At 71.7% G+C, this 12,107-nt stretch carries 10 protein-coding genes; 5 read left to right on the top strand and 5 right to left on the bottom strand.

Features of this window, described 5'->3' with window-relative positions; genetic code table 11:
- Window positions 1–56 precede the first annotated feature (56 nt).
- Window positions 57–1,055, top strand: a complete 999-nt coding sequence (locus tag ACGFRG_RS18465; protein ID WP_361421786.1) for a LacI family DNA-binding transcriptional regulator — start codon at window positions 57–59, stop codon at window positions 1,053–1,055.
- A 6-nt stretch (window positions 1,056–1,061) separates the two neighbouring features.
- Here ACGFRG_RS18465 and ACGFRG_RS18460 read toward each other — a convergent pair whose 3' ends face one another.
- Window positions 1,062–1,328 carry a hypothetical protein gene (locus tag ACGFRG_RS18460; RefSeq protein ID WP_393265059.1) on the bottom strand — a complete coding sequence of 89 codons (267 nt, stop codon included), beginning with the start codon at window positions 1,326–1,328 and terminating at the stop codon, window positions 1,062–1,064.
- A 199-nt stretch (window positions 1,329–1,527) separates the two neighbouring features.
- Between ACGFRG_RS18460 and ACGFRG_RS18455 the strand changes: the two genes are divergently transcribed.
- On the top strand, window positions 1,528–2,883 hold the full coding sequence (locus ACGFRG_RS18455) for a M20/M25/M40 family metallo-hydrolase (protein WP_361421780.1): 1,356 nt from the start codon (window positions 1,528–1,530) through the stop codon (window positions 2,881–2,883).
- Window positions 2,880–4,430 carry a YfcC family protein gene (locus ACGFRG_RS18450; RefSeq protein ID WP_393265055.1) on the top strand — a complete coding sequence of 517 codons (1,551 nt, stop codon included), beginning with the start codon at window positions 2,880–2,882 and terminating at the stop codon, window positions 4,428–4,430. Before ACGFRG_RS18455 ends, ACGFRG_RS18450 begins: the two co-directional genes overlap by 4 nt.
- Window positions 4,431–4,448: 18 nt before the next feature.
- Here ACGFRG_RS18450 and ACGFRG_RS18445 read toward each other — a convergent pair whose 3' ends face one another.
- The 4 genes from ACGFRG_RS18445 to ACGFRG_RS18430 form a co-directional block, all read right to left on the bottom strand.
- Window positions 4,449–4,850 carry a hypothetical protein gene (locus ACGFRG_RS18445; RefSeq protein WP_393265053.1) on the bottom strand — a complete coding sequence of 134 codons (402 nt, stop codon included), beginning with the start codon at window positions 4,848–4,850 and terminating at the stop codon, window positions 4,449–4,451.
- Window positions 4,851–5,380: 530 nt separating this feature from the next.
- Window positions 5,381–6,298: a MurR/RpiR family transcriptional regulator gene (locus ACGFRG_RS18440; protein ID WP_361421771.1), complete on the bottom strand. Its 918-nt coding sequence runs from the start codon at window positions 6,296–6,298 to the stop codon at window positions 5,381–5,383.
- 146 nt (window positions 6,299–6,444) lie between these two features.
- Window positions 6,445–7,851 carry an adenylosuccinate lyase family protein gene (locus ACGFRG_RS18435; RefSeq protein WP_393265050.1) on the bottom strand — a complete coding sequence of 469 codons (1,407 nt, stop codon included), beginning with the start codon at window positions 7,849–7,851 and terminating at the stop codon, window positions 6,445–6,447.
- Entirely contained in the window at window positions 7,848–9,815 is a 1,968-nt protein-coding gene (locus tag ACGFRG_RS18430; RefSeq protein ID WP_361421765.1) for an FAD/NAD(P)-binding protein, read from the bottom strand. Before ACGFRG_RS18430 ends, ACGFRG_RS18435 begins: the two co-directional genes overlap by 4 nt.
- A 460-nt stretch (window positions 9,816–10,275) precedes the next feature.
- Here ACGFRG_RS18430 and ACGFRG_RS18425 point away from each other — a divergent pair, with 460 nt between their 5' ends.
- Window positions 10,276–11,856, top strand: coding sequence for a neuraminidase (sialidase) (locus ACGFRG_RS18425; protein ID WP_393265047.1), 1,581 nt, complete (start codon window positions 10,276–10,278; stop codon window positions 11,854–11,856).
- Window positions 11,857–11,937: 81 nt separating this feature from the next.
- Window positions 11,938–12,096: a hypothetical protein gene (locus tag ACGFRG_RS18420; protein ID WP_361421759.1), complete on the top strand. Its 159-nt coding sequence runs from the start codon at window positions 11,938–11,940 to the stop codon at window positions 12,094–12,096.
- Window positions 12,097–12,107 lie beyond the last annotated feature (11 nt).

Here is a 12,107-nt window from a genome sequence, read left to right as displayed (position 1 = left end):
CACTCCGCCGGGAACGTTAGCAAGCTGTACACCGGATTCCGACGACGAGGAGGCCCGTGAAGCGCCCGACGATGAAGGACGTGGCCCGTGCCGCCGGGGTCAGCACCATGACCGTCTCGCGCGCGGTGTCGGGCGAGCCCGGCGTCTCCCCCGACACGGCGGCCCGAGTCGAGCAGGCCGTACGGCAGTTGGGCTACCAGCGCAACGACAACGCCCGCAACCTACGGCGCAAGAACCTCGGGACGTCCACGATCGGGCTCGTGGTTGACGACCTCGCCAACCCGTTCTACGCGCTCATGGCCCGCTCGGTGGAGGACGAGGCGCATCGGCGCGGCTATCTCGTCCTCGTCGGCAGCACCAACGACGAACCGCGCCGCGAGCGCGAGGTCATCGGCGCGTTCACGGCCCGTCAGGTGGACGGCCTCATCCTCGTCCCCACCATCGGCGGCCACGGCTTCCTCAAGCAGCCGATGGAGGGCGGCACGTGTGTCGTGTGCGTGGACCGGCCCGCCAAGGGGCTGGCCGTGGACACCGTCACCGTCGACAACCGCGCCGGTGCCGAGCGGGCCGTACGTCATCTGCTCGGCCGGGGCCACACCCGTATCGCCTACCTCGGCGACCGGTTCGGCATCTGGACCCAGCGCGAACGCCACGCGGGCTATCGCGACGCGCTCGCCGCCCACGGCGTGCCCGAGGACCCCGCGCTCGTCCGGCACGAGCTGCGCTCCCGGGCGGACGCGGCGGTGGCGCTCGCCGAGCTGCGGGCCCTGTCCCGGCCGCCCACCGCGCTGTTCACCACCAACGACGTGATCACCATGGGGGTGCTGAACGGGCTGGGGCGGGCCGACCCCGTCGCCGTGGTCGGCTTCGACGACTTCCCGCTCGCCGATCGCCTCAGCCCGCCGCTGAGCGTGGTCAGCCAGGACCCGGTCGCGCTCGGCACCACGGCCGCCCATCTGCTGTTCGCCCGGATCGACGGCGACCGCTCGGCGCCGCGGTCGGTCGTCCTGCTGACGCGGCTCATCGTGCGCGGGGCAGTGGGCGGGGGTGCCTGATCGCGGTCAGGGCGTGTCACCGGACCAGTCCCAGTGCCCCGGGTCGCCCGGGCGCGGCCCGTACCAGGCGTGGCCGCCCGGTCCGTGCGAGCCGATCTCCGTGGCGAGGGGCGCCCCCTCCCGCAGCCGCTCCTCGCTCCACCCGGTGACGTCGAGCAGCAGCCCGTCCAGCGGCCCGGCCACCAGCTCCCGGTAGTCGTGGCCCGTCCGGGGCCCGGGGTCGGGGTCGTCATGGTCCGCGCCGTAGACCCGGCGCCGTATCAGCTCGTCCATACCCGCCAGCGTGCCAGCCGCCACTGACATCGCCGGGTTCCGGCCCGCCGCCGAAGGGTCCGCGACCGGGCGGGTGACCCGGGTGCACCACCCGGCGTGCGCTGCCGCACCCGATCGAGAATCGTGGTGCCGACGACATTCGACCATGTCGACATGTGTATGAGGCGCGTCGGCAGAACGGCAGTCAGGGCGGCGTGCGATGGACCTGGAAACCCGAGTCGACGGCCTGATGGACGGGCTGCGCGCGGATCTGGAGCGGCTGGCCGCGATCCCCTCGATCGCCTTCCCGGGCTTTCCGCCCGAACCCGTCGAGCAGGCGCACGACCTGGTGGTGGAGCTGCTGCGGGGCGCCGGTGTCCCCACCGTCGAACGGCTGGACCTGCCCGGCACCGCACCGGTCGTCTACGGCGAGATCCCGCCCCCCGATCCCGCCGCGCCCACGGTCCTGCTCTACGGCCACTACGACGTCCAGCCGCCCGGCGACGCGGCGCTGTGGCTCTCGCCGCCCTTCGAGCCGACGCCGGTCGAGGGCGGGCTGCGAGGCCGGGGCATCGCGGACGACAAGTCCAATGTCATCGCCCACCTCGGCATGCTCCGGGCGTACGAGGGACGGCCGCCGGTCGGGATCAAGATCGTCATCGAGGGGCAGGAGGAGTACGGCAGCCCCTTCGACGAGTACCCGCCGACCGACCCCGAGCGGTTCGCCTGCGACGCGATGGTCATCGCCGACCTCGGCAACCTCCGCCCCGGCACCCCCACCCTCACCACGGGGCTGCGCGGCGTCGCCGAAGTGACCGTCGAGGTCCGTACGCTCGAAGAGGCGCGCCACAGCGGTGAGTTCGGCGGCGCGGCGCCCGACGCGCTGCTCGCCCTGCTGAAGGTCCTGGCCACCCTGCACGACGTGCACGGCGATGTGGCTGTCGAGGGGCTGCTCCGGGAGTCCTGGACGGGGACGACGTATACGGAGGACGAGTTCCGCTCGCTCGCGGGCGTTCTCGACGGGGTGCCGCTCATTGGTTCGGGCCCGCTCGGCGAGCGGCTGTGGAGCGGGCCCGCGATCACCGTCATCGGCCTGGACGCCCCGGGAGTCGAGCACGCGGCATCGGCCGTGGTCCCGTACGCCAGAGCCAAGCTGAACCTGCGCTTCCATCCGCTCCAGAGCCCCAAGGAGGCGCAGCTCAGGCTGGTCGAGCACCTGCGGGCGCTGCGGCCCTTCGGCATCGCGCTGACCGTGACACCCGGCGACACCGGGCCCGGCTTCGAGGCGGACACCGGCGGCCCGGCCTATCGCGCCGCGCTCACCGCGCTCAAGGAGGCCTGGGGCGAGGAGGCTTCCTATGTGGCGACCGGCGGTTCGATTCCGCTGGTCAACGGCCTGTCCAAGGCTGCGCCGGGGGCCGAGGTGCTGCTGTTCGGCGCCCAGGACAGCATGTGCAACCTGCACGCGCCCAATGAGCGGGTGCTCTTCTCCGAGCTGCGCAACACGGTGATCGCCATGGCGGCCTTCGTCCGCGAGTACGCGGCCGACTTCCGCGCCGAGGGCGGCGGCGCGTGAGCGGCACCGGCGCGCGGCCGGCCGCCGAGGCCGAGGAGCCGGAGCAGGAACCGCCGCACAAGGCCGGGTTCACCTTTCCCAGCGCCCTCACCGTCCTCGCGATCGTCACGGTCGCGGTGTGGCTGCTCGCCTTCCTCATCCCGTCCGGGCAGTACGACCGCAACGACAAGGGCGCGCCCGTCCAGGGCACCTACCACCGCGTGGCGTCGGCCCAGAGCTTCGTCGACCGCCTCAACGACCTTTTCCTCGCACCGGTCAACGGTCTCTACGGCGTGAAGGACGCCGCCAGCGGTCAGGTCGGACCCGATCTGAGCGGTGCGCTCTACGGCAGCGCCGGGGTGTTCCTCTTCGTGCTCGCCATCGGCGCGTTCATCACCGTCGTCTTCGCCACCGGCGCGCTCGACCGGGGCATCTCACGGCTCGCCCACCGGCTGCGCGAGCGCGGCGCGCTGCTCATCGCGGGGGTGATGCTCGTCTTCTCCGTCCTGGGCACCGTCGAGGGCTTCGCCGAGGAGACGCTGGGGTTCTACGGGCTGCTGGTGCCGATGATGCTCGCGCTCGGCTACGACCGGATGGTGGCGGTCGGTACGGCGATCCTGGGGGCCGGGGTCGGGGTGCTGTGTTCCACCGTCAACCCGTTCGCGACGGGCGTCGCCTCTTCGGCGGCCGACATCTCGCTGGGCGACGGCATCGTGCTGCGCTTCGTGATGTGGCTGGTGCTGACCGCCGTGACCATCGCGTACGTAGTGCGCTACGCGCGGCGCGTGCAGAAGGATCCCGAGCGTTCCGTCAGCGGTTTTCTGCCAGGTGATCGCGAGCAGACCGCGACGGACGAGGACGCGGAGGAGGCGCCCGAGCTCACCGGCACGCACAAGGCCGTCCTCGCCGTGCTCGGCCTGGTCTTCGCCTTCATGATCTTCTCGGTGGTGCCGTGGTCGAGCGCGCTCACCGGCAAGGCCGACGCGAAGCCGTACTCCTTCGAACTCGGCTGGTCCTTCGCGCAGTTGGCGGCGCTCTTCCTGTGCGCGGCCGTGCTCGTGGGGGTGGTGGCCCGCCTCGGCGAGCAGAAGCTGAGCTCCACGATCATTCAGGGCGCGGGGGACTTCATCTCCCCCGCGCTCGTCATCATGCTGGCCCGGGGCGTCACCGTGATCATGAACAACTCCAAGATCACGGACACCGTGCTGCACTCCATCGAGGGTGTCGTCAAAGGGACTTCGTCCGGCGTGTTCGCGGTCATCGTGTTCCTGGTGAACCTGCCGCTCGCCTTCCTCATCCCGTCCACCTCCGGCCACGCCACCCTCGCGATGCCGATCCTCGCCCCGCTCGCCGACTTCGCGAACGTCTCGCGCGCGGTGGTCGTCACCGCGTGGCAGGCGGCCAGCGGCTGGATGAACCTGTGGGTGCCGACGACGGCCGTGACCATCGGCGGTGTCGCCCTCGCCAAGGTCGGCTACGACAAGTACCTGCGCTTCGTCTGGCCGCTGCTGGCCGTGCTGTTCGTGCTGATCTGCGGCTTCGTGGCCCTGGGGGCGGCGCTGACCTGAGCCGGTACGCGTCGCGGGTCAGAACCTGCGGCAGGTGGCGCTGTCGCCCACGAGCGCGTCGGTGACGAGGCGCACGCCCCGGGCCAGCCGGCCCAGCTGCTCCAGCTCCGTCGCGTACATCCGGATGGTGTTCTCGATGACGGCCTCGGCGACGCCCATCGGGGGCAGCTCGGCGCGGCTGGTCTGGAGCGCCACCCGCACCGCGCGCATCTCGTGCGTGAGCTGGAGCTGGGCGTGCCGGGCGAGCAGCACATGGTGGCGGGTCAGCGGGGAGTACCCGGCGTAGCGGGCCGGGAGGAGGTCCCGCAGCCAGCGGGTGGCCGTGCGTTCCCAGTCACGGGTCCCGGGCGCCTTGACCTGACAGGGCCAGTCCGGACTGAGTTCCGGGCTGAGCGTGGTGATACGGGCCGTGTAGGACATTCTCGTCGCTTCCGAATGATGTCGAACGTTGATCGAGAGGGGTGGGCGGCCTCGGCCTAGGGGTAAACCGAGGCCGCCAGGGCGGGCCCTGCCGGATCCGCAAGCCCGGAGCGGACTCCGCGACTGACGTGAGGAGGGGGTCGTCAGGCGGGGTGTGCGTTCCAGGAGTGCGTGGGGTCGCTCTCCTTGGCGTGTGAGGGATCCGTGAGCACCACCGCCTCAGTAAACATATATACCGTCGAGTAAACAAGAGTATGAAAAAATTCATGCGCCTTGGAAGTGTGAAGATCCGGCGGAGTCGGCAGGGTGAAAACGGGGCCTATCCGGGCCGCAGGGGATGAATCCGCAGGCGCCTCAGCGGTCCGCTGGACGTGCGGTTCGTTCGACTGCGGGCCGTCGGCGGCCGGCCGCTCCCCCAAGTTCTCGACTTCGCTCGAACAGGGGGACCCCCATCGCGGCGGAGCCGCACATCGACACAGCCCCGCGCCCCCGAAGGGGCTCGGCACCGCGGCCGACTTCCCTATGTCCGCCTAGAGGAAGAATCCATGCTGGTCGGCGGCCTGCTCATAGCCTTCGAGGCGCGCCTGGGTGCGCTCGGGGTCCGCGTCCGCCATCGCCTGAAGCAGACCCGCCGCGAGGACGCCCGGCGCCGCGTACGAGTCGAAGATCAGGCGTGATCCGGTCCCCGCCGTCAGCGCCACGTCCGCCTCGTCCACGAGCGGCCCGAGCGTGGTGTCCGTGATCAGCGCGATGCGCAGCCCCGCGCTCCGGGCGGCCCGCAGCGCGGCCAGCGTCTCCTTGGCGTGCCGGGGCATCGCGAACGCCAGCACCCAGGTCCCGCCCGCCGACCGGGACTGCAGCAGCGCGTCATAGGCGACGCTGCCGCCACGGGTCACCAGGCGCACATCGGGGTGGATGCGCCGGGCCGCGTACGCGAAGTACTCCGCGAGCGAGACCGAGATCCGCAGGCCGAGGACGGTCAGCGGCACCGAGCGGGCCAGCTCGCGGCCGATCTCCAGCATCTGGTCGGTGTCGGCGAGCAGCCGGCGCACGTTCTCCAGGTTCTCGATCTCCGCGTCCACCGCCGCCTGGAGCTCGTTGTGCCGCAGCGCCTCACGGCTCTCCGGGGATCCGGCGACCGCGCTCAGGGCGATCGGCTGGAGCGCGTCCCGCAATGCGGGGAAGCCGCTGAAGCCGAGGGAGGCTGCGAAGCGGGTGACGGACGGCTGGCTCACCCCGACCCGCTCGGCGAGCTCGGTGATCGACAGGAACGCTGCCTCGGTGAGGTGGTCGATCAGGTACTGGGCGATACGGCGCTGGCCCGGGGAGAGCTGATGGCTGCCGAACAGCGCGCGGACCCGGTCGGCCGGGGCGCGCTCGGTGGACGCGGGCTGCCCGCTGGGCGTGATCGCGGCCGCCTGCGCTCGCGCCTTCTGCCCCGATGACACCGGCGGGCCTCCTTCTCGTGCCTCGCGCCTTCACAACGTGCTCAAAACATAGCTCACCCTTCGGACAACCCGGTTCTGATTCCACCACTGACCTGCTGGATCCCCCGGCGGGCAGGTCACCGGGGGATCGCGTGGTACGGGACGCCTCAGCGCGGTCCGGCGACCGCCCGGTCCACCAGGACACCTGCGGCGCCCGTGTAGTTGGCGGGGTCGCACAGCTCCGCCAGTTCGTCGCCGGTGAAGTGGCCGCGCAGTTCCGACGACTCGGCCAGGATCTCGCCGAGCGGACGCCCCGACTGCTGCGCGGTGTGCGAGGCCCGGGTCAGTGCCTGCTTGGCCTCGGCCTTGCCGAGCCTCGGGGCCAGTACGGCGGCGATCCGCTCGGACACGATCTGACCGCCCGTCAGGGCCAGGTTCGCGGCCATGCGCTCCGGCCGCACTTCGAGCCCTTCGGCGAGCTCGACCAGCGTGTACGTGGCGCCGCCCGCCAGCCGCAGGCACTCGCGCAGCAGTTGCCACTCGGCGTGCCAGGCACCGGCCGAGCGCTCGTCCTCGGCGAGCAGGCACTGGGTGACACCGGCGGCGAGGACCGGGACCTGAAGTGCCGCGCTGCGCAGCAGCGTGGCGAGGACCGGGTTGCGCTTGTGGGGCATGGCCGAGGAACTGCCGCGCCCGGCGACGGCGGGCTCCGCCACCTCCCCCACCTCGGTGCGCGTCAGCGACTGGACGTCCACCGCGATCTTCCCGAGGGCGCCGGCCGTGAAGGCGAGTGCGGCCGCGAGGTCGGCGAGCGGGGTGCGCAGGGTGTGCCAGGGAAGGTCGGTCGAGGCCAGGCCGGTCTCGTCGGCGAAGGTCTCGGTGAGCCGTGCCACGTAGTCGGCCGCGTCCAGGGGACCCTCGCCGTCGAGCCGCGCGTACTCCAGATATCCGGCGAGCGTGCCGGCCGCTCCGCCGAGGGAGACGGGCAGCCCCCCGTCCAGGACGCGCGCGAGGCGCTGGTCGGCGTCGAGCAGCAGCCTGCGCCAGCCCGCCGCCTTCAGGCCGAAGGTGGTGGGCACCGCCTGGAGGGCGAGGGTGCGCCCGGCCATGGTGGTGTCGCGATGCGCGGTGGCGAGGGCGGCCAGCGCCTCGGCGGAGCGGCCGAGGTCGGCGCGCATCAGCCGCAGGGCGCGCTGGGCGACGAGCATCGTGGCGGTGTCGAAGATGTCCTGGCTGGTGGAGCCGCGGTGCACATAGTGGGCGGCGTCCGGGTCCACGGCCGCGACCCGTCGGCTGAACGCCTGCACAAGGCCCACCACCGGATTGGCCGTCTCCCGTGCCGCCAGGGCGAGTTCACGCACATCCAGGTGCTCGGCGCGGGCCTCGGCACCGATCACCTCGGCGACCCGCTTCGGCAGGGTGCCGAGCCGCGCCTGGGCCCTGGCCAGCGCGGCCTCCGCGTCGAGCATCGCCTGGAGCCAGGCCGCGTCGCCGACGGCCTCCTCCACGGGCGTGCCCGCCCGGACCGGCGAGAGGAGTCCGGAGTCGATCAAGGCGTTCCGCTCGCTGGTCATACGAGTGCTCCTTGCAGCGCGTCCGAAGTGGCGACCGCCACCTCGGGGCAGGGTGCGAGGGCGAGGACAGCGCGGGCGATGGCGTCCGAGTCCGCCAGGGTCACCGAGTCGACACCGGGCCGGATTCCGGCGGCGGTCACCCAGTGCACCGACTCCGTCGGCACGCCGTACGCGAACCGCCGGGGGTGCGCACGGCCGTGCGCGTCACGGATCCGGTACGGGCGCTCGGCGACGGCCAGCCCACCGGTCTCGTAGTCGCCCTTGTCCCGGTTGGGAACACGGTGGTTGACGGCCTGCCCGGTGGCGAGAAGGTGCTGGAGCAGCGGGTCGGCGGCGCGCCGCAGATCCGGCTCCGGAAGCCGCGCCTCGATCAGCACACGGGCCCGCACGGAGGGTCCCGGCACGGCGCGCGAATGGGCGACGAAGGACGGGCTCGCGGTGTCGATGCGTATCTCGGTGCCCGGGCCGGTCAGTTCGAGCACACCGGCCTCGATCAGCGCGATCATCTCCTCGATACGGGAGGTGGGCGGGCCGATGGAGAGGAAGGCGTTCAACGGGGTGTACCAGGCGTCGAGTTCGTCGCGGTGCGAGTCTCCTTCGAGACCGTTGTGGTCGACGGCGAGCCGTATCTCGTTGCGCAGGTCGCGCAGCACGTCGAGGGCGGCCTTCAGCGGACCGGTGAGATTGCCGTGCTTCGCCTCGCGCACGTCCTCGCGGAGATAGCCGAGGAGCCAGGCGCGGAAGGCGTCCCGGTCGGGGAAGTCGTGACCGTCGTACGGGCGGGAGAGCCGTTCCCAGCTCCACCGGGCCGAGCGGGGGATGTCCACCGCGTCCAGTAGAGCGTTCCGGTCCTCTTTGTAGGCGCAGGCCAGGAAGCGGTCGACGAAGGTCTCGCGCTCGGCCGCCCGGCCGTGGGCCGCGAGCCAGGCACCGTAGTAGACGCTCTCCACCTCGCGGGTGATCAGGGGCCACAACTCGGTCCCGAAGACGATCCGTTCACCGGCTTCGGCGCGTCGGCGCAGCTCGGCGACGTGCTCGACGGTGAGCAGCCGGGGGTAGTAGCGCTCGGAGGCGCCCTTCTCGTTCTCGCCCCGGGCGTGGTACGGAATGCCCCGGCGGGAGGTCGCGTACAACAGGGGTTCCTGGCCCGAGGGCCGGTAGACGAGACGGCCGTCGATCCGGTCGAAGGAGCCGCCGCGCCCCTGGGTCAGCAGCGTCATGTGGTCGAAGAAGTTGAGGCCGAGGCCGCGCAGCAGGACGGGCTCGCCCGCCTTGACGGCGCTCAGGTCGAGGTCCGCCGGGTTCGCGGGCTGGAGATAGGTCAGGCCGTGGACACGGGCGAGGCTGGCGGTCGTCTGCTCGCGGGCGGTCGGCCGCACCGGCACATGCCCCTGGGCCAGCACCACCGCGTCGAGCCCGCTGAGCCAGCTGCCGTCCGCCAGGCACACCGCTTGCTCGCCGTCGGCCAGGCCGTGGCTGTCGGCCAGGGCGACGGCGCGCGAGCGGTGGACCTCGACGGTGACATGGGCGGGGGCACGCCGTACGGCCTGCTGGAACATCGCGGTCAGATAGCTGCCGTAGAAGGCGCGGCTCGGGTAGGTGTTGGGCCCCAGGTCGCGTGCCTCGGCGAGCGTCTGCTCGTCCTGCCCGGCGCGGGCGCCCGCCGCGACCAGACCCCGGGCCCACTCCTCCAGGCTCGGCCCGGGCTCCACCGGGCCGTCGATGCGGGAGCTGTCGTCGGTGTGGACGGTGATCTGGGACGCCACCGTGTTCATCAGCAGCAGACGGGACTGGTCGGTGCGCCACACCGCGCCCGCGCCCGGCTCGTGCGGTTCGACGACGTGGACGATCACGGCGGAGTGCGATGGCTCGGCCCGCTCGTTGGCGCACAGCCGCTCAAGAACCGAGAGCCCGCGGGGCCCCGCCCCGACGATGCACAGCGTTCTCGTATCGCCACTCCTCATGCCAACACACTCCTGTCTCCCGACCGGGAACTCCGCGACGGTTCGCTGGGCGTCTCGCCCGCCGCGCACCGGTTCGACCGTGGCCGGCGGGGCCCCGAAGATAACGCCGGACAGCGCGCTGACCTCAAGGGCAACCGGCCAACTGCGGCGTTCTCACAGTGGAGTTCAGGCGACTGTGAGGTTGTGTACAGGGGTGATGCGGCACAGTGTGGTGAGCTACCTCACGGTGCGGTTGCCCACCGTGTGAGGTCGTTCCCGCCGGTGCCGGGAGGCCGTGCCAGGGTCAGGAGTTCGCCAAACTCCGGCCAAATCCCGCCAGTTCGCTGCAGGGCTCAATATGCTCACCGGCGCGCGGCAACCGCGCAACTGCCCGGCAGTAGTCGAACATCGCACCAGGCACAGCACAGCACCACCCAGGACAGTCACCAGGCACCACAGCCAAAGGACCATGGGGGGTCTCATGCGTGTATGTGCAACATCATCGGTATGGCAAGCGAGAGCGTCGTTCTGGGCGGTCGCGTCGGCGGCGCTGACGCTTCTCGTTCCCTCGATCGGCCAGGCGGCCGACCAGCCCCTGCGGCTGGTCTCGCCGGGCGACCCGTACGCGGCCTGCGACATCACCGGCGACGGCACCGGCACCAACCACCCCGCCGCCGAGGAGGAGCCGAACCTCTCCGCCAATCCGCGCGACCCGCACAACGTCATCGGCGTGTTCCAGCAGGACCGCTGGTCCAACGGCGGCTCGCGCGGGCTGACGTCGACGTACACCACGGACGGCGAGCACTTCACGACCGTGCCGCTGCCGTTCTCGCACTGCGCACCGGGCGGACTCGCCTACCAGCGCGCCTCCGACCCCTGGGTGAGCTTCGGGCCGGACGGTGTCGCGTACGCCAGCGGGCTGGTCTTCGACGCCACCACCGCCCGCAACGGAGTCGCCGCGACCACTTCGTACGACGGCGGGAAGAGCTGGCGCAACACCACCGAGCTGATCAAGGACACCGACGCGGCGTTCGTCGACGACAAGAACTCCGTGACCGCCGACCCGCTGCACCCCGGCACGGCCTACCAGGTCTGGGACCGCATCCAGCAGGTGACGACCGGCCCCAGTCCGGTCTTCGACGGGCCCGGGTACATCTCCATCACCCGTGACGGCGGCCGGAGCTGGTCCACCGCCAAGCCCTTCGTCGACACCAGCGTCGTCCCCAACTCGCAGACGATAGGCAACGTCATCGTGGCCGACCCGCGCGACGGCACCCTCTACGACTTCTTCGAGTGGCAGACCTACTCGGACGTCAACGCCACCACGGCCACCGATATCCACTTCGCGATGGTGCGCTCGCACGACCAGGGGCGCACCTGGTCCAAGCCGGAGACGGTCGCCACCGACACCTCCGTCCCCGAGGTCGACCCCAACGCGCCCACCGACTCCACCAAGGCGCTGCGCGCCGGATCCGGGCTGCCCAGCGCGGCGATCGATCCCCGCACCGGTGAGCTGTACATGGCGTACGAGGGGAGCGAGTTCACCGGCGGGAAGTTCGACGCCATCCAACTGGTGCACTCGACCGACGGCGGGCACACCTGGTCCGGTCCGACCCGCATCAACCAGGCGCCGAACGCGCCCGCGTTCACCCCGGCCATCGCCGTGGACGGGCGGGGCACGGTCTCGGTCACGTACTACGACCTGCGCTTCCTGACGCCCGGCGACACCACGACCCTGCCCACGGCGGCCTGGCTGGTGTCCTTCCCGCGCGGCGGTGAGCAGTACCCCTCCGAGCGGCGGATCAGCCGGGTCTTCGACTGGCTCCAGGCGCCCGTCGCGGGCTGGGGGCACTTCCTGGGCGACTACCAGGGACTGGTCACGGACGGACCCGGGACCGTACGTCCGCTTCTGGTGGAGGCCAACGACAGCCAGCCGCTGAACTCCACGGACGCCTTCACCGGCCTCCTGCACCCGGCGACCGCGCCCACCACCGCGACCCCGGCCGCCGCCCCGCATTCGGTCGCCCCGGCCCATACCACCGCACACTCCACACGACGCTAGCCCGCGTTCCTGGCTGCCGGTCCCGCCCCCTAAAATCGTCCCGCCGGTGGCAGTCGCCGGCAGCCAGGAGGACAGCGCGCGGTGAACAGCCATGGTGACGTACCGATCTACGACCAGCTCATACGGGAACGGGGCGACGTGCCCGACGACGTACGCCGGGAGGCCGAGCACATCCAGCGCAGCCTGGAACGCGTGATCGCCCCGCTCCGCCCCAACCTCCCGGCGCCGCTGTACCGCTGAGCGGGCCGGGG

It is taken from the genome of Streptomyces sp. NPDC048696, from assembly GCF_043198895.1.
Taxonomy (GTDB): domain Bacteria; phylum Actinomycetota; class Actinomycetes; order Streptomycetales; family Streptomycetaceae; genus Streptomyces.
Note: the sequence above shows the minus strand (reverse complement) of the source record. Positions and strands in the feature narration are given on the sequence as shown.

Bases quoted from the DNA above. Each gene is read 5' to 3' on its own strand.
- ACGFRG_RS18455 (WP_361421780.1), top strand. From the start codon at position 1,528: ATGGACCTGGAAACCCGAGTCGACGGCCTGATGGACGGGCTGCGCGCG.
- ACGFRG_RS18425 (WP_393265047.1), top strand. From the start codon at position 10,276: ATGCGTGTATGTGCAACATCATCGGTATGGCAAGCGAGAGCGTCGTTC.
- ACGFRG_RS18430 (WP_361421765.1), bottom strand. From the start codon at position 9,815: ATGAGGAGTGGCGATACGAGAACGCTGTGCATCGTCGGGGCGGGGCCC.
- ACGFRG_RS18460 (WP_393265059.1), bottom strand. From the start codon at position 1,328: ATGGACGAGCTGATACGGCGCCGGGTCTACGGCGCGGACCATGACGAC.
- ACGFRG_RS18445 (WP_393265053.1), bottom strand. From the start codon at position 4,850: ATGTCCTACACGGCCCGTATCACCACGCTCAGCCCGGAACTCAGTCCG.
- ACGFRG_RS18435 (WP_393265050.1), bottom strand. From the start codon at position 7,851: ATGACCAGCGAGCGGAACGCCTTGATCGACTCCGGACTCCTCTCGCCG.